Raw genomic sequence first — 17,153 nt, 5'->3', positions numbered from 1 at the left:
GGCGTTACAGTTCGCCTTCGACGCGCGTCTCTCGTTGGCCGTGGTCGTTCTCCGACGTCAGAATCGACTCGAGGGCGGTCTCACACCGTTCCGTGAGACGGTAGCCGCGCTCGCCGCCGACCTCGACTTCTTCGAGTAGATCGGCGGACGTCAACACCGTGAGTCGACCGTGGAGGTCACTCTCACAGAGGTCGTAGCTGTCGAGCAACGTTCTCACTCGGAGCGGGCCGCGATCGTCGAGTTCGAGGAGCAAGCCAAGCGTCTCCTCGTCGTGGACGGTCGAAAGAAACGTCCGGACGGGTTCGGAGACGGTTCGTGCTGCGGTTTCGAGCGCGCCAGCCTCGTCGACCGACTCGAGGCGGTCGTTCTGGACGTAACACTCGTTTCCGTTTCGTGGATCACGGACGAGACTCGCGTGTTCGGATCGTTTGAGCAACAGGTACCGTTTGCCGGTATCGTCCTGGACGGTTTTCATGATCGGTCGGTTTCGTCCGGTATCTCCCTTTCGGAGACGTCCCTTGAAGTCGTTTCGGAGCGTGACAGATCCGATTCATCTTCGTCGTCGGCCTTCGGTTCGTCCCGGTCGACGGCGGAATCTGAGTCGTCCTGTGAGGCACGATAGTTCTTGTAGCGACGGTGGGCCATCCCGAACAGGAGAACGCCACCGACCAACAACGCGATCGCGTGGTTCGAAATTCCGTGAAAGATCAGAAAGATGATGCCGAGTGAGACGGCGAAGACCGCCGCGTTGACGACGAGAACGATCGCCCAGAACGTCCGCTTGAGTTCCGCCGGCACGTCGGAGGTATCGACCGTCGGCTCGTGTGGGTTCCCCGATCCGATGCCGAAATCCGCCTTCAGATCCTCGGTGAGCGTCGATCCGGCGTCTTCGGTCTCGACGCGTGGGATCGTAAGCGAGTCACTGTTCGGGTCTCGAAACTCGGCCTCCGGGTCGTACTCGTCGGGTTCGTTCTTGGACCGCTCGTCGATCACGTTCGAACGGAGGGCAACCAAGAGGAAAAGGATTCGCGTTTCACCTGATGTGGTTGTCGATACCGTTCGGATAGTCGGCGAATTTCAGACCACGTCAGGCGAGTTCCTCGAGTGTGAGCGTCTGGGAGGTCTCGACCCAGGCCAGCGGGTTCTCGGCGTCGTAGAAGACGACGCCCTTCTCGGTCTCGTAGGACTCGATCGTCGCGGTCCCTTCGGGGACGGTTCGTCGCTCGCTCCGATCCATCACGTCGTCGTCGTTCAGGGAAGACACATCTGACACCTGACTCTATGCTATGTGTTACCATATTATATGTCTTTTTGCCTCCGCAATATCACGTTCGGACGACAGTCGGAGACGCGAAACGCGACCGACTCCGGTCGGATTGCAGGGGTTTTTATCCGGGGGTTGCAAAGTCGAATATCATGACTGAGGCGGGCCAGACCGGACTCACGGAGTTTGCCGCGGAGTCCGACGATCGGCCGGACGAGGAGGCAGTCGCCGTCGCGGGAAACGGTGGATCGAACGCCGCCGACGTGATCGACGTCGTCGCCGAAACCCTCCCGAAATCCGAGGGAACGCTCGAGATTGCCGTGATGCAGGTCGACTACACGATCGCCGGCTACGGTGACGAGGAGCGGCCGATCATGCACGTCTTCGGCCGAACTCCCGACGGGGAACTCGAGCACGTACAGGTCGTCGGCTTCGAGCCGTACTTTTACGCGCCGACGAGTACGCTCGAGCGCCCGCCGGAAGAGGAGTACGACCGGATTACGGGAAGCGAAGAGGAAGACGAGAACGGCGAGGCCTACGAGAGTATCCGTGGGGAGAAACTCACGAAGATCTTCGGTCAGACGCCCCGAGACGTCGGCCAGATCCGCGACGACTTCGAACACTACGAGGCGGACATCCTCTTTCCAAACCGATTCTTAATCGACAAAGACGTCCGTAGCGGCATTCGCGTACCCGAGCGCCGTGCGGACGACGATTCGATCGTCGTCCCTCACGAGGAAGTCGAACCCGCGGACGTCGCCGCCGACCCGCGCGTCCTGACGTTCGACATCGAGGTCGAGGATCGCCACGGATTCCCCGAGGACGGCGAGGAACCGATCGTCTGTCTCACGAGCCACGACTCCTACCGAGACGAGTACGTTATGTGGGTCTGTGCGGCCGACGAGGGCAACGGCGACATTCCCGACGAGATCACCGACTACGATCCGATCGAGGGCGACATCGACCACGAGGTTCGGGCCTTCGACGCGGAAGAAGCCATGCTCGAGGCGTTCGTCGACTATGTCCGAGAAACCGACGGAGACGTCCTAACGGGCTGGAATTTTGAGGATTTCGACGCGCCGTACTTCCTCGACCGACTCGAGGAACTGCAAGGTCCGCATCACGACTACAATCTGGAGATCGATCGCCTCTCCCGGGTCGACGAGGTCTGGCGGAGCAACTGGGGCGGCCCCGACATCAAAGGTCGAGTCGTCTTCGACCTGCTGTATGGCTACCAGCGAATGGTGTTCTCCGAACTCGATTCCTACCGCCTCGACGCCGTCGGCGAGAGCGAACTCGGCGTCGGAAAGGAGCGCTACACCGGCGACATCGGCGATCTCTGGGAGGACGACCCGACGCAACTGCTCGAGTACAACCTGCGAGACGTCGAACTCTGCGTCGAACTCGACCGTCAGCAGTCGATCATCCCGTTTTGGGACGAGGTGCGTTCGTTCGTCGGCTGTAAACTCGAGGACGCGCCGACGCCGGGCGACGCGGTCGACATGTACGTCCTCCACCAGGCCTACGGCCAGTTCGCGCTGCCCTCGAAAGGCCAGCAAGAGGCAGGCGAGGAGTACGAGGGTGGGGCAGTCTTCGAACCGATTACGGGCGTCAAGGAGAACGTCACCGTGTTGGACTTGAAGTCGCTGTACCCGATGTGTATGGTGACGATCAACGCCTCGCCGGAGACGAAAGTCGATCCCGAGGCGTACGACGGCGAGACCTACGAAGCGCCGACGGGAACCCACTTCCAGAAAGAACCCGACGGCGTGAACCGCCAGATGATCGAGGAACTGCTCGCCGAACGCGAGGAGAAAAAGGCACTACGAAACGAGCACGAACCCGGCTCACTCGAGTACGAGCAGTACGACCGCCAGCAGGGCGCGGTAAAGGTTATCATGAACTGCTTCACGCCGGATACGGAGGTGATGACTCCTGACGGCGTTCGTGAAATCACTGCTCTCGAGGTCGGCGACGAGGTGTACTCGCTCGATCCCGAAACGGAGGAACTGGAGGTCAAACCTGTCGTCGAAACGCACGACTATCCCGACTACGAGGGAGATTTGATCGACATCGAGACGAGCAAGATCGACTTCCGTGTGACGCCGAACCACCGGATGCTCGTCCGCAAGAACGAGACGAACGGGATCACGGAAGACGAGTACAGTTTCGTCGAGGCCGGAAACCTCGACCGAGCGACGAACTATGAGCTCCCTCACGACTGGGAGGGACCGGATGGTGAGCAAGTCAAGGAAATTGACCTCACAAAACTGATCGACGGTGAGTTCGAGGTCTGGGTTCGACCGTCCGTTCACGGACATACGTTCACCGCAGAGTTAGGTTGGACGCCGCGTCGCGTGCCCAAGGCCGATGTCGGAACGGTAGGATACGTCTTCACCGCCGAAGAGTTCGAGGAACACCGGGCGTATATCGAGGATGTCTGTGAAACGAGCTTCATTCACCGCGAATCCGGCCGGAAATGGATCCCTCGAACGTACGACGGAGACGATTTCCTCGACCTGCTCGCGTGGTTCGTGACCGAGGGGAACGTCTACACCTCCGAAGATAAGCAGTTCGGCGAGAAGTTCCGCGGCTCTGCAACGACGGTGAAACTGGCGCAAGATAAACTGCCAATCGCTGACGGTGGCGTCGACCATCACGCCACGATCGGTGAACTGCTCGATGAATTGGGATTCGACTACTACGTTGACAATCGTTCCTATACGGTCACGTCGAAACTACTCGGGAATCTCCTTACGTCGTACTGTGGCGAGGACAGCTTCGAGAAACGAATCCCCGAGTTCGTCTTCGAGTGTAGTCGCCGGCAGAAGCGTCGTTTTCTCGAGGTGCTTATCGACGGTGACGGTGATCGACAGACGAACTCCTGGCGATACACGACCTCGAGCGAGCGGCTTCGAGACGACGTTCTCCGACTCTGTGCACATCTCGGTCTGACGGCCAACTACAACCGAGATAGCGGTTCATGGCGAATCTACGTGACTGAAGATTCGAAGAATACGCTTCGGATGCACCGAAGTTCGTCTCAAAGTACGGCTGAAAACGGCGTGTACTGCGTTACTGTCGAGGACAATCACACGCTGCTTGCAGGCCGGAACGGAAAGTTCCAATTCGTCGGTCAATCGCTGTACGGCGTCTCTGGATGGGAACAGTTCCGCCTCTACGACAAGGAGGCGGCCTCCGCGATCACCGCAACTGGTCGCGACGTAATCGAGTTCACCGAAACGGCCGCGAACGAACTGGACTACACCGTCGCCTACGGCGATACCGACAGCGTCATGCTCGAGCTGGGATCCGGCGTTTCCAAAGACGATGCCCTCGAGCAATCGTTCGAAATCGAGGAGTACATCAACGGACGCTACGACGACTTCGCGACCGAGGAACTCAACGCCGAGTTCCATCGCTTCCAGATCGAGTTCGAGAAGCTCTACCGGCGGTTCTTCCAAGCGGGCAAGAAAAAGCGCTACGCCGGCCACATCACCTGGAAGGAGGGAAAGAACGTCGACACGATCGATATCGTCGGCTTCGAGTACCAGCGTTCGGACATCGCTCCGATCACCAAGGAAGTCCAGCACAAGGTCATCGAGATGGTCGTCAAGGACGGCGACGTCGAAGGGGCAAAGGAGTACGTCAACGGCGTTATCCAGGACGTCCTCGCCGGCGACGTGAGCCTCGAGGAAATCGCCATCCCGGGCGGGATCGGCAAACGTCTCGACAACTACGACACCGACACGGCCCAGGTTCGTGGCGCGAAGTACGCGAACCTCCTGTTGGGAACCAACTTCCAGCGAGGGAGCAAACCGAAGCGCCTCTACCTCGACCGGATCGATCCCGCGTTCTTCCGCCGGATGGAGGCCGAAGAGGGATTCGACCCACAGCGCGACCTCCTCTATGGCGCGTTCAAACGCGATCCCGACGTGATCTGTTTCGAGTACGACGATCAGATCCCCGAGGAATTCGAGGTGGATTACGAGACGATGCTCGAGAAGACGCTCAAGGGTCCGATCGAGCGCATTCTCGAGGCACTCGGCGTCTCCTGGGAGGAGGTCAAATCGGGCCAGGAACAGACCGGCCTCGACAGCTTCATGTAGTCCAATCGAACGGCCGAACTCCGATTGTGTTCCGAGGGCGAACCTGCTCCGTTCGCGGACCGGAGAAAGCGAAACTGGACGCTCATACGGTCTGTTGTAACGATTTACCGGTGTGCCTACAGGACGACCCGCGGTTGCACCGTCAATGACTGACAGCAGTCCGTATCAGTACCGGACCGTAAGAAGCAAGAGAACGTACCCGGCGAGGGTCGCGAAGACGAGTGCCAGTGACAGCGACGTGATGAGCCGACGGCGAAGCCCGTCGAACCCGAACCGACTGTCGTCGCCGCGCGTGAGCCAGCCCTGCGTGTTCGCGCTGAACAGCGCGTACAGGTACACCGGCGCCATCGCGAACGAACCGAACGTGTACAGCGGGACGAGACTGAATCCGCGCCAGTACATCGTGATGTAGGGATACATCTTCACGGTCCGCGAGAGCATCCACCAGCAAAAGATCACGAGGGCCGCCACGTACAGTCCGGCCGCGAGCGATACCGAAAAGTAAAGCGGTGCGATGATGATCGCGAACGTCGCGACGAACCGATCGAAATTGTAGTAGGCCAGTCCCTTCCGGCGGAACACCCATCCCTCGTACATCGCTTTGAGATCCGAGCGAATCGTGTTTCGCGTCCACCGGACCGTCTGACTCAGAAACGTGCGTAATCCGGGCGCCGCGCCGATATCGATGACGCTCGTCGACTGGTAGACCGCATCCCAGCCGTTGGCCTGGACGGCACGTGTCAAGAACTTGTCATCTCCGGAGATGACCTCCTTCCCGAAGAACGTCTCCTCGGTCAGTTCCTCGATAGCCGGTGCCAGCGCTTCTCGACGATAGACAGCGGTGCGCCCGGAGACGCACGACAGCGACCGTGAGACCTTCGACAGCGCGGGGTAATCGATCGCGAACTGCAGTCGCATCTGGACCTCGTAGAGCTTCTGTGGAAGCGTCGACTGATCCTGGACGACCTGCTTCGGGCTGACCGCCCCGACGTCGGGGTCTGCAAACGGCTTACAAAACTCAGCCATCGTGTCCTCGCGCCACTTCACGTCGTCGTCGACCAGCGCGATCAGATCGCCACTCGCCCAGTGGACGCCATCCTGAAGCGCCGGTCGCTTTCCGGGTTTTGACGTCACGAATCCCAGTACGTTGTCGTACTCCGCCTCGAGCGCACCGTATCGTTCGATAATCTCCTCGTCGCCTTCGTCGATCACCGCGATGATCTCGTGAGGATCGCTCTCGAGCCACGTTCTGACCGTCTCCATGAAATCGTCCGGGTCCGCCCGGTACACCGGGACGACGACGGAAACTGTCAGGTCCGGGACCTCGCCGTCGTACGGGTTGTATCGCTGTGCCACGAGGGCCTTGCCGGCCCAGACACTCCACCGCCAGATGCCAACGAGCGCGAGCGGGAGAAACGTTATCGGATTCAGTTCCATCGATTGTGCAGAGATGTGAGCGGTTTACGGACCACGTGACCGTTCTCGAACGACGCTGTTCGGTTAGTCGAGGACCGTCCGTGGACCGATCATCGTACTCGACAGTGACTTGCCGTCGACCTGTGCGTTCGTATCGACGATCGTTCGCTCGAGTTCGCAGTCGGTGATCGACGTCTCCGGGAAGATGATACAGTCTCGAACGAACGAGTCTTCGACGCGTGCGTCCGCCATGATGTGGACGTTCGGTCCGATGGAAGTGTTTTCGACGACCGCATCGGGGTGGACCTGCTGGTTTCCGTCGAGTTTCCAGGCAATCGCGTCGAGATAGCTCTCCGGCGTGCCGATGTCGAACCAGACTCCGTCGAAGGTGAACGCGTCGACGCGGCCGCGGTCGACGAGCCACTGGACGAACCATCCGGGTTCGTCGGGGTTGTTCTGGCCGGAGAGGTACGTCTCGAGGAGCTCGAGATCGTCCGCTCGAAAGCCGTAACAGGCGACCGAAACCAGCGAACTCGGTGGATCGTCGGGTTTCTCCTCGAAGGAACGAACCCGACGATCGTCGTCGAGTTCGACGACGCCGTAAGCGGTCGCACGGTCTCTCGTCCCGACGTCGTAAGCGGCGATCGTCGGCACCCGTCGATCGGTAAAGAAGTCGACAAACTCGCTCACCTCGAAGCTGATGAGGTTGTCACCGGCGATGATCAGCGTATCCTTCGACAGCGACTCGCGATCGACGAGTTGGGCGAGCGCGCCGACGACGCCGAACTTCTCGTCCTCTTCGGTCGTCCGTTCGATCGACACCGTCGCCTTCCGGTACTCCTGGGACTCGAGGTGAGAGGTGAACGACTCGGCGAACCGTTCGTTCGTCGAGACGTAAACGTCGTCGATCCGCTCGTCTGCCTCGAGCTGGGCCAGGACGTCGTCGATGACGGTCGATTCGCCGACGGGGAGGAACATCTTCGGGCGGTGGTACGTGACGGGCCAGAGTCGCGTGGCGTATCCGCCCGCGAGTACGATTGCGTCCATTGGTTTTCCTCAGTTGTAAATTACGCCGCGCAGTTACCGGGCAATCGCCGACGGATACGACTCGCAGACGCGGTCGAGGCCGTCTTCGAACTCGATCTGGGGTTCCCAGCCGGTCTCCTCGAAAATTCGCTCTGCGTCCGCACAGGTGTCGTGAACGTAGACGTCGGTCGGAATCGGATTCTCGACGTACTCGGGCGTCGCATCGGTGCCGAGACGATCGTTGATCATCTCGACGAGTTCGTTGAAACTGTACGCCTCACCGGTTCCGAGGTTGTATACACCGGTCAGTTGGTGGTCTGCGGCCGCCTCGAGACCGCGAACGATGTCGTCGACGTGAGTGAAATCACGGGTCTGCGTTCCGTCACCGTAGAGGACGGGCGAGTCGCCGTTGGCGATGTCGTCTGCGAACTGGGCGACGACGTTCGCGTACTCGCCTTTGTGTTCTTCGGCGCCGTTGTACCCCTGGTAAACGGAGAAAAACCGCATCCCGGCGACGTTCATGTCGTAGTGGTTGGCGAAGTACTCTCCGTACCGTTCGCGGGCGAGTTTCGATGCCTCGTAGCCGGTGTTGACGGAGACGGGCATACTCTCCGGTGATGGCTCCGTCTGACTGCCGTAGATCGACGACGTCGAAGCGTAGACGACCGTTTCACAGCCGTCGTTTCTGGCCTGTTCGACCGTGTTGACGAATCCTTCGACATTCACTTTCGTACCCCTGACGGGTTCGTCCTCGTGCATCGCGTACGAGGACAGCGCCGCCAGGTGAAAGACGACGTCGACGTCGGTCGGGAGACCGTCTTCGGTCACACACCGGGAGTGAAACTCGACGGATTCACTGATGTTGTCCGTCGTTCCGAGGGACTCGTCGTCGACGACGACGACGTCGTTCCGACGAGCGAGGTGATTTGCCAGGTTCGAACCGATGAAGCCGGCACCGCCTGTGACGAGTACGCGCTTGTTCTCCATAGCCGCCTTATATTTGAATTTTAGAGTATTAAATTTAATCTAGAGTAAAAATACTAATTATACTAGATATAGGCGTTATAAATTATTATAGTGTCTCATTAGTACCTGAACGTGAGCAACAGAAACACGTACGCCGCGAGCGTCACGAAGACGAGTCCCACGGACAGTGACGTGACGAGACGTCGTCGAAGCTGGTCGAACCCGAACCGACTGTCGTCGCCGCGCGTGAGCCAGCCCTGCGTGTTCGCGCTGAACAGCGCGTACAGGTACACCGGCGCCATCGCGAACGAGCCAAACGTGTACAGCGGGACGAGACTGAATCCGCGCCAGTACATCGTGATGTAGGGATACATCTTCACAGTCCGCGAGAGCATCCACCAGCAAAAGATCACGAGGGCCGCGGCGTAGACGCCTGCGGCGACGGAAACCGAAAAGTAAAGCGGTGCGATGATGATCGCGAACGTCGCGACGAACCGATCGAAATTGTAGTAGGCCAGTCCCTTCCGGCGAAACACCCATCCCTCGTACATCGCCATGAGGTCCGAGCGAATCGTGTTTCGCGTCCACCGGACCGTCTGGCTGAGAAACGTCCGTAACCCAGGCGCCGCGCCGATATCGATGACGCTCGTCGACTGGTAGACCGCATCCCAGCCGTCGGCCTGGACGGCACGCGTCAGGAACTTGTCGTCCCCGGAGATGACCTCCTTCCCGAAGAACGTCTCACACACGAGACCGTCGATGACCGGCTCGAGCGCCTCCTGGCGATAGACAGCGGTGCGCCCGGAGACGCACGACAGCGAGCGCGACGCCCACGACAGCGCGGGGTAGTCGATCGCGAACTGCAGCCGCATCTGGACCTCGTAGAGCTTCTGGGGAAGCGTCGACTGATCCTGGACGACCTGCTTCGGGCTGACCGCCCCCACGTCGGGGTCTGCAAACGGCTTACAAAACTCAGCCATCGTGTCCTCGCGCCACTTCACGTCGTCGTCGACCAGCGCGATCAGATCGCCGCTCGCTCGTTTGACGCCATCACGAAGTGCGGGCCGTTTTCCGTTTTTCGGCGTGACGATGCACGTCAGGGTACCGTGGTCTTCCGCGAGCGCGTAGTATCGTCGGATGATCTCCTCGTCGCCTTCGTCGATCACCGCGATGATCTCGTGAGGATCGCTCTCGAGCCACGTTCTGACCGTCTCCATGAAATCGTCCGGGTCCGCCCGGTACACCGGGACGACGACGGAGACCGAGACGTCCGGTATCTCGTCGTCGAACGGCTCGTACTGACGCGCGACGATCACTTTGGCGACCCACACACTCCAGCGCCAGATGCCAACGAGCGCGAGCGGTAGATACGCGAGCGGACTGAGCGCCATCTACTCGGCTAGAACCGGTTCCGGCTCCTCGGTACTCTTCTCGTACGTCTCGAGGAGTTCGTTTTCCTCGATCGTTCCGCTCAGCTGTGGGACCGCGACTCCGTGGTTGTTTTCCGCCCAGGCGCGCAGGCCCCGAGTGTCCTTCGGGAGGCAGTGTCCGCCGTATGGCCACCCGCCCTCGAAGGCCATGTCGGCTCCGGTCCAGGGGGTGATCTGGCGGAGACCGCTAAGAATCTGGTCCGGATCGACGTCCGAAGAGACGACGCGTTCGTCACGAAGTTCGTGGACGAGCCGCCACATCTCGTTCGCAAACGAGATCTTCGTCGCACCGAAGATGTTGCTTCCGAACTTGAGAAACTCGGCGCCCGTCGGTGTGAGTTCGATGAACGTCGAGACCTGTGGACCGAACGCACACTTGATCGTCTCGCGAGCGAGGTCACTTCGCGTTCCGATCACGATCGATTCCATCTCCTCTAGGTCCTGTCGTGCACTGTCGGCGAACAGAAACTCCGGTACCATCGCGTAGTCGGAGATGTCGTGTTCGGAAGCGAGCCGTTCGGTCGTTCCCGGCGGCACCGTACTCCGAACCGCGACGACGGACGGATCCTGTTCGGAGACCGTCTCGAACGCGGTCTCGACGACCGCCGTCTTCATCTCGTCGTCCTCCTCGTCGTACGGCGTCGGCACCGCGATGAGTGTTAGGTCGGTGTCGATCTCTTCGTCCGGACGCGCCGTCTTCCGGCCTTCGTCTTCGAGTTCTTCAAGGATCTCCTCGTCAATGTCCTTGAAGACGACGTCGTGGCCCCAGTCGTCGAGTGCACGGCCCGTTGCTCCGCCGACGGTTCCAGCACCGACGACCTCGATTCGGAGTGAACTCGCAAGGATCATGACCACACCTGTGCGACCGGGAGCCCACAGCTGTCACAGACAGCCGCGTCGTTTTCCTTGTACGTCCCCTTCCGAACCGATCCCTCGGCACAGAACTGACAGTCCTGTCCCTCGAGCGACCCCGTCACGTCAGCGTCGATCAGTTGCTGTGTTTGTGTCATCTGTATCACTCACGAATTAGCCATCTCGAGGCCTAATACTCGTGTAATATACGACAACTAATGGATTACATTTAAAATTTTCTTCTAGAAATATAACGTATGATTAATATTGGTGGATGGTCGAAATATCTCCAGGGGGAAGCGATCACCTCGGAACGGCCGATAGCGATTGCTAGCGGTATCTTCATTATACAGACGGGAGACCGGCCGACCATGGGAAGCGATGCTAGTCGCCGACGAGTGCTCGCGTGGAGTATTGGGCTGGCCGCGGTCGGTCTCGGGGGCGTTCGATACGGGGGGCGCGTCGGCGACTGGCTTCGGGCGGCGGGCGGTCGATCTGACGTGTCGGAAATGGACGCGTCCGACTCGGATCTCGACGTCGATTCCCTCGAGACCGGCGGGTGCGGTGAGGTGAGCGAGTACGATCTCGAGGTCGTCGACCCGTCGGATGGCTACGATGGGCTCGTCGAGGCACTGTCGGAACTCGGTGACCGGCCCGGTGTCGTTCGAATCGAGGAGGGGACGATGGACGGTATCGACGACAACGTCGCTGTTCCGGCCAACACGTGGCTCTGTGGCTGTCACTCCACTGAGACGACGCTTCGTTTCGCGGACGAAGTGTCGATGGATACGTCGGGGCTCGTCCGCATCGAAGGGAACAACGTCGCGGTCACCGATCTCGAACTCGACGGGAATCGAGAACACGTGACGCTCGGCGAAACGAACAGGGGCCAGGAGTACGGCGTCTACGTCGACGGCGCACGGAACGTCCGGATCGCTCGGCTTTACTGCCATCACTTTCCCGGCTACGGAATCGATCCCCACCCGACAGGGGCGATCCCGCCACGGGGGATTCACATTACCGAGTGCGTGACGATGTACAACGGGCTCGACGGAATCACCGTCGCTGGCGTCGTCGACGGACTCGTCGAGAACAACACCTCTCTCGAGAACGACCGACACGGGATCAACCTGACGAACGAACCCGGGTCGACGGTGACGGTCACCGGAAACGACGCCTCGCGAAACGGCGGGACCGGAATCGTCGTCCAAAACGAGTTCGACGACGTAACGGTCGAACGGAACCAGGTTTCTGCCAACGATCGGTACGGTATCAGACTCGGTGCGGGCGGAACGACGAGCGAATCGATCGGCGTCGTCGACAACGAGATTCGGGACAACGGCCGGGCAGGAGTGAACGTCCGGCGGGCACGCGACGTCGACCTCGAGTCGAACCGGCTGATTCACAACAACGCCGACGAGGACACGACGGCCGAAATCATCGTTCGCGGTGACGGGGACTGGTTCAGCCGGGACGTGAGGATCACCGGGAACCGAATCCATTGTCGATCCGAAACGGCGTACGGAGTCCACGAACGTGATGGCAGTGGACCGACGACGATCGTCGACAACACCGTCGTCGGTGCCGCCCGCGAGGCGATCGAGACGACGAATTCGGAGTCGACCGTAACAAACACGACGTCCCGAAACGACTGAGCTCTAGTAACAATTGAAACGGTTACACACTGGTCGCCGAGCTCACGGGTCACTGGGTTCCCCGCTCGCTATTCCGCGGTTCTCGCTCATGGTTCGAAAATCGAAGATTTTCGTCATCACGAACGACCAGCGGTCGTTCGAACGACTTCGTTCGCTCACGGGTCACATTCGTTCCCCGTTCGCCGTTCCGCGGTTCTCGCTCGTTTCACTCGCTCACGGGTCACGTTCGTTCCCCGCTCGCCGTTCCGCGGTTCTCGCTCGTTTCACTCGCTCCGAACCGCGCACGCTCCGAACCGCGCTCGAACCGCGCTTTTCGTCTGGCAAGCAGGTGTACAAGACCTGCAGTGGCTACTGTAGGGACTCGATTCGTTCGAGGCGCCGGCGTAACTGTGAGGGGTATGGTGGCGATCGACCCCCAAATCTTTCTCCATATGGAAAATATTATTTCTAATTAAACAATTTTAAATCCTTGGCATCGAACCAACATTCCTCATTCAAAACCGTATCCAATTGGATACGAAACCGTTATGAGTCGGACGACCCACCGTTCATACGACAGAGTACTATGGCACGTCTCGAACTACGCAACCTGCACGCGGAAGTAGCGGAGGGCGACGAGAAGATTCTCGAGGGCGTCGACCTCGAGGTCGAATCGGGCGAGATCCACGCCCTGATGGGGCCGAACGGCTCCGGCAAGTCGACGACCGCGAAGGTCATCGCCGGACACCCCGCCTACGAGGTCACCGACGGGGCGGTTCTGGTTCACCTCGAGGACGACGAGTTCGGTGACGAGATCGAGATCGACGAGGATCAACGGACCTGGAACCTGCTGGATCTCGAGCCAAACGAGCGTGCCGCACTCGGCGTTTTCCTCGGGTTCCAGTATCCCGCCGAGATCGAGGGCGTGACGATGACGAACTTCCTTCGGACGGCGCTCAACGCCAAGATCGAAGAGCGCGAGGAACTCTTCGAGGACGAGGGTGAAGAGGAAGAAGAGGAAGACGCTGGCTTCGAGACCTCGCCGATGGAAGGTCCCGCGGACGACGGCGAAGTCGGTGTCGCCGAGTTCCAGGAGATCCTCCAGGAGAAGATGGAGCAACTGGACATGGACGAGAAGTTCGCCCGGCGCTACCTCAATGCGGGCTTCTCCGGCGGGGAGAAAAAACAGAACGAAGTGCTCCAGGCCGCCATCCTCGAGCCTTCCGTGGCCGTACTCGACGAGATCGACTCGGGACTCGACATCGACCGACTCCAGGACGTCTCGAACGGCATCAACGCCCTTCGCGACGAGCAAGGCACCGGCATCCTCCAGATCACCCACTACCAGCGCATCCTCGACTACGTCGAACCCGATCACGTCCACGTGATGCTCGACGGTCAGATCGCCAAAAGCGGCGGCGCCGAGCTCGCCGAGGAACTCGAGGACAAGGGCTACGACTGGGTCCGCGAAGAGGTCTACGGCACGGCGTAACCAAATTCAGCTAGAACAACGGTAATAACCCTACAGCCGTAACCACATACACAATCACATTATGAGTTCCGAACAAGATCACCTCAAAGAGACCGACACCGAAGCCCGGTTCGAGTTCAAGAAAGAACAGAACGCCGCGGTGAAATCCGAGAAGGGCCTGACCGAGGAGGTCATCCGCATGATCTCCGAGGACAAGGACGAACCCGACTGGATGCTCGAGCGACGCCTCCGCGCGCTCAAGCAGTACCACAACATGCCGATGCCAACGGACTGGCCCGGCCAGCCGGATCTCACCGAACTCGATATCGAAGAGATCGTCCCCTACATCCGCCCGGACGTCGACAAGCGTGAAGGCGTCGACGACTGGACGGAACTCCCCGACGAGATCAAAGACACCTTCGACAAACTGGGCATTCCGGAAGCCGAGAAGAACGCCCTCTCGGGCGTCGGTGCCCAGTACGAGTCCGAGGTCGTCTACCAGAACATGCAAGAGCAGTGGGAGGAAAAGGGCGTAGTCTTCATGAACATGGACCGCGCGGTCAAAGAGCACCCAGAGCTCGTCAAGGAGTACTTCATGACGACCTGCGTGCCACCGAGCGACAACAAGTTCGCCGCACTCCACGGTGCCGTCTGGTCCGGTGGATCGTTCGTCTACGTTCCCGAAGACGTCACCGTCGAGATGCCAGTCCAGGCGTACTTCCGAATGAACTCCGAAGGGATGGGCCAGTTCGAGCACACGCTCATCGTCGCCGAGGAGGGCTCGGAAGTCCACTACATCGAGGGCTGTTCCGCACCGAAGTACGGTTCGCATAACCTTCACTCGGGCTGTGTCGAGGTCTTCGTCGACGACGACGCACACGTTCAGTACTCGACCGTACAGAACTGGTCGAAGAACACGTTCAACCTGAACACCAAGCGCGCCATCGTCGAAGCCAACGGTACCATGGAGTGGGTCTCGGGCTCGATGGGCTCGAAGGCGACCATGCTCTACCCGTGTACGATCCTCAAGGGCCGCGGCGCGACGGACACCCACATCACCATCGCCTTCGCGGGCGAGGGCCAGAACATCGACACCGGCGCGAAGGTCTACCACAACGCGCCCGAGACGAGTTCGACCATCGAATCCAAGTCGATCTCCAAAGACGGCGGCCGCACCAACTACCGCGGTCTCGTCCACATCGCCGACGGCGCCGAGAACTCTTCGACCGCCGTCGAGTGTGACGCACTGATGTTCGACAACGAGTCCACCTCCGACACCATGCCGTACATGGAGATCGAAGAGTCGAAAGTCGACGTCGCCCACGAGGCTACCGTCGGCAAGATCGGCGACGAGGACATCTTCTACCTCCAGAGCCGCGGCCTGGACGACGACGACGCCAAGAAGATGATCGTCGCCGGCTTCATCGAGCCGATCACGGAGGAACTGCCAATCGAGTACGCGGTCGAACTCAATCGCCTCATCGAACTCGAGATGGAGGGGAGTCTCGGATAATATGAGCGCAGGTACACAGGTACACGCCAATCTGACGGAAGAACAGGTACGCGAGATCAGTGGAAACCTCGACGAGCCCGAGTGGCTCGTCGAGACGCGTCTCGAGGCACTCGAGGCGCTATCCGACCTCGGGATGCCCGACGTTATCCGGACGCCGGGTCGGGACTGGACGAATCTCCACGAACTCGACTTCGAGTCGCTCGTGGATCCGCTGAACGCCGCCGAAAACAAGGATCAGGTCGGCCCCGACGAAGTCGACGTGCTCCCGTGGGACGAGGCGCTGGACGAACACGAGGACCTCGTCCGAGAACACTTCGGCTCCATCGTCGACCCACAGGAGAACTATCTGACCGCGCTCTCGACGGCGCTGTTTAGCACCGGGACCGTCGTCTACGTCCCCGAGGGCGTCGATGCCGAAGACGTGACGATCCGAACCGAACAGAACTCCCGGTCGCTGTTCAACTACACGCTCGTCGTCACCGAGGAGTCGAGTTCGGTGACGATCTTAGAGCGCCAGTCCACTGGTGAGAGCCCCGAGGCGGGGAGCGCCTCGAACAGTGCCAGTGGCGATGAGCCGCGAGCAGGGGACGAGCCGTACTACAGCGGGATCGTCGAGATCGCCGCGGGCGAAAACAGCTACGTCCAGTACGGCAGTCTCCAGAACCTCTCGGAGGACGCCTACAACTTCACCGTCAAACGCGGCGTCACGGATACCTACGCGACGATCGACTGGATCGAGGGGAACTTCGGCACGCAACTGACGAAGACCGAAGTGTCGACCGAACTTACCGGCGACAGCTCCGAGAGTCAGATCGTCGGCGCCTTCTACGGCCACGAAGACCAGCACTTCGACCTCGACGTGAAGGTCTGGCACCGCGCCGAGCACACGACGGCCGATCTCGTCACCCGAGGCGTCACCGACGACGTCGCTCGCTCGGTCTACGAGGGCGTCCAGGACGTCGGCCGCGACGCCTGGGACACCAGCTCCTACCAGCGCGAGAACACGCTGATGCTCTCCGACGAGAGCGAGGCTGACGCCTCGCCGAAGCTGATCATCAACAACCACGACACCGAGGCAAGCCACTCGGCGACGGTCGGTCAGATCGACGACGAAGACCTGTTCTACATGACCTCTCGAGGCGTCTCGCCGCAAGACGCGCGCAACATGCTCGTCGAGGGCTTTTTCGTCCCCGTCTTAGAAGAGGTCGACGTCGACGAACTCCGGGAGGATCTCGAGGAGCTGGTCGCCGCGCGACTCCGACACCGAGAGTAGCGGCCTTCCCGGTCCGGTTATCTTCTGTTATCGTTCTACGTACGATTCGATCCACACGAGGAAATCTGGTGTGAGCGGATACACCCACGTTCCACCGAAGATAGCCTTCGCCGTCGCGATCAGCGGGAGGATCAGGTTCAGTAACGTAGCGATCAGGCAATCGAATTTACGAAACCGCTCATCGACCGAACGGGGGAGA

At 60.1% G+C, this 17,153-nt stretch carries 14 protein-coding genes; 5 read left to right on the top strand and 9 right to left on the bottom strand.

Annotated elements, in window-relative coordinates:
- Positions 1–4: 4 nt before the first annotated feature.
- The 3 genes from AB7C87_RS16400 to AB7C87_RS16390 all read right to left on the bottom strand — a co-directional run bounded on the left by AB7C87_RS16400 (position 5) and on the right by AB7C87_RS16390 (position 1,273).
- Complete coding sequence (locus AB7C87_RS16400; RefSeq protein WP_369730570.1) at positions 5–475, bottom strand: DUF7346 family protein; 471 nt, start codon at positions 473–475, stop codon at positions 5–7.
- Positions 472–993, bottom strand: a complete 522-nt coding sequence (locus tag AB7C87_RS16395) for a DUF7322 domain-containing protein (protein ID WP_369730569.1) — start codon at positions 991–993, stop codon at positions 472–474. Before AB7C87_RS16395 ends, AB7C87_RS16400 begins: the two co-directional genes overlap by 4 nt.
- Positions 994–1,087: 94 nt before the next feature.
- Positions 1,088–1,273 carry a DUF7331 family protein gene (locus tag AB7C87_RS16390; RefSeq protein ID WP_369730568.1) on the bottom strand — a complete coding sequence of 62 codons (186 nt, stop codon included), beginning with the start codon at positions 1,271–1,273 and terminating at the stop codon, positions 1,088–1,090.
- 143 nt (positions 1,274–1,416) lie between these two features.
- Here AB7C87_RS16390 and AB7C87_RS16385 point away from each other — a divergent pair, with 143 nt between their 5' ends.
- Positions 1,417–5,373 carry a DNA polymerase domain-containing protein gene (locus AB7C87_RS16385; protein ID WP_369730567.1) on the top strand — a complete coding sequence of 1,319 codons (3,957 nt, stop codon included), beginning with the start codon at positions 1,417–1,419 and terminating at the stop codon, positions 5,371–5,373.
- A gap of 165 nt (positions 5,374–5,538) precedes the next feature.
- Here AB7C87_RS16385 and AB7C87_RS16380 read toward each other — a convergent pair whose 3' ends face one another.
- The 6 genes from AB7C87_RS16380 to AB7C87_RS16355 form a co-directional block, all read right to left on the bottom strand.
- A complete protein-coding gene (locus tag AB7C87_RS16380; protein ID WP_369730566.1) occupies positions 5,539–6,810 on the bottom strand; it encodes a glycosyltransferase in 1,272 nt (423 codons plus the stop codon).
- Positions 6,811–6,873: 63 nt separating this feature from the next.
- On the bottom strand, positions 6,874–7,836 hold the full coding sequence (locus AB7C87_RS16375; RefSeq protein ID WP_369730565.1) for a nucleotidyltransferase family protein: 963 nt from the start codon (positions 7,834–7,836) through the stop codon (positions 6,874–6,876).
- Between the two features lie 33 nt (positions 7,837–7,869).
- Entirely contained in the window at positions 7,870–8,802 is a 933-nt protein-coding gene (locus tag AB7C87_RS16370) for an NAD-dependent epimerase/dehydratase family protein (protein WP_369730564.1), read from the bottom strand.
- Positions 8,803–8,900: 98 nt separating this feature from the next.
- Complete coding sequence (locus tag AB7C87_RS16365; protein WP_369730563.1) at positions 8,901–10,172, bottom strand: glycosyltransferase; 1,272 nt, start codon at positions 10,170–10,172, stop codon at positions 8,901–8,903.
- Complete coding sequence (locus AB7C87_RS16360) at positions 10,173–11,060, bottom strand: Rossmann-fold NAD(P)-binding domain-containing protein (protein WP_369730562.1); 888 nt, start codon at positions 11,058–11,060, stop codon at positions 10,173–10,175.
- On the bottom strand, positions 11,057–11,221 hold the full coding sequence (locus AB7C87_RS16355; RefSeq protein ID WP_369730561.1) for an HVO_A0556 family zinc finger protein: 165 nt from the start codon (positions 11,219–11,221) through the stop codon (positions 11,057–11,059). The genes AB7C87_RS16360 and AB7C87_RS16355 overlap by 4 nt, the downstream gene beginning before the upstream one ends.
- 213 nt (positions 11,222–11,434) lie before the next feature.
- Between AB7C87_RS16355 and AB7C87_RS16350 the strand changes: the two genes are divergently transcribed.
- The 4 genes from AB7C87_RS16350 (at position 11,435) to sufD (ending at position 16,954) form a co-directional block, all read left to right on the top strand.
- Complete coding sequence (locus AB7C87_RS16350) at positions 11,435–12,718, top strand: right-handed parallel beta-helix repeat-containing protein (protein WP_369730560.1); 1,284 nt, start codon at positions 11,435–11,437, stop codon at positions 12,716–12,718.
- A 565-nt stretch (positions 12,719–13,283) separates the two neighbouring features.
- Positions 13,284–14,189, top strand: coding sequence for an ABC transporter ATP-binding protein (locus tag AB7C87_RS16345; RefSeq protein ID WP_369730559.1), 906 nt, complete (start codon positions 13,284–13,286; stop codon positions 14,187–14,189).
- A gap of 61 nt (positions 14,190–14,250) precedes the next feature.
- Positions 14,251–15,681 (top strand): Fe-S cluster assembly protein SufB, encoded by a 1,431-nt coding sequence (sufB, locus tag AB7C87_RS16340; RefSeq protein ID WP_369730558.1) that lies wholly within the window; start codon positions 14,251–14,253, stop codon positions 15,679–15,681.
- A 1-nt stretch (position 15,682) separates the two neighbouring features.
- Positions 15,683–16,954, top strand: a complete 1,272-nt coding sequence (gene sufD, locus AB7C87_RS16335) for a Fe-S cluster assembly protein SufD (RefSeq protein WP_369730557.1) — start codon at positions 15,683–15,685, stop codon at positions 16,952–16,954.
- The last annotated feature ends 199 nt before the right edge of the window (positions 16,955–17,153 follow it).

It is taken from the genome of Natrarchaeobius versutus (genome assembly GCF_041205745.1).
Taxonomy (GTDB): Archaea; Halobacteriota; Halobacteria; order Halobacteriales; family Natrialbaceae; genus Natrarchaeobius; species Natrarchaeobius versutus.
Note: the sequence above shows the minus strand (reverse complement) of the source record. Positions and strands in the feature narration are given on the sequence as shown.

Bases quoted from the DNA above. Each gene is read 5' to 3' on its own strand.
- AB7C87_RS16365 (WP_369730563.1), bottom strand. From the start codon at position 10,172: ATGGCGCTCAGTCCGCTCGCGTATCTACCGCTCGCGCTCGTTGGCATC.
- AB7C87_RS16360 (WP_369730562.1), bottom strand. From the start codon at position 11,060: ATGATCCTTGCGAGTTCACTCCGAATCGAGGTCGTCGGTGCTGGAACC.
- AB7C87_RS16345 (WP_369730559.1), top strand. From the start codon at position 13,284: ATGGCACGTCTCGAACTACGCAACCTGCACGCGGAAGTAGCGGAGGGC.
- sufD (WP_369730557.1), top strand. From the start codon at position 15,683: ATGAGCGCAGGTACACAGGTACACGCCAATCTGACGGAAGAACAGGTA.
- AB7C87_RS16375 (WP_369730565.1), bottom strand. From the start codon at position 7,836: ATGGACGCAATCGTACTCGCGGGCGGATACGCCACGCGACTCTGGCCC.
- AB7C87_RS16380 (WP_369730566.1), bottom strand. From the start codon at position 6,810: ATGGAACTGAATCCGATAACGTTTCTCCCGCTCGCGCTCGTTGGCATC.
- AB7C87_RS16385 (WP_369730567.1), top strand. From the start codon at position 1,417: ATGACTGAGGCGGGCCAGACCGGACTCACGGAGTTTGCCGCGGAGTCC.
- AB7C87_RS16370 (WP_369730564.1), bottom strand. From the start codon at position 8,802: ATGGAGAACAAGCGCGTACTCGTCACAGGCGGTGCCGGCTTCATCGGT.
- AB7C87_RS16355 (WP_369730561.1), bottom strand. From the start codon at position 11,221: ATGACACAAACACAGCAACTGATCGACGCTGACGTGACGGGGTCGCTC.
- AB7C87_RS16400 (WP_369730570.1), bottom strand. From the start codon at position 475: ATGAAAACCGTCCAGGACGATACCGGCAAACGGTACCTGTTGCTCAAA.
- sufB (WP_369730558.1), top strand. From the start codon at position 14,251: ATGAGTTCCGAACAAGATCACCTCAAAGAGACCGACACCGAAGCCCGG.
- AB7C87_RS16350 (WP_369730560.1), top strand. From the start codon at position 11,435: ATGGGAAGCGATGCTAGTCGCCGACGAGTGCTCGCGTGGAGTATTGGG.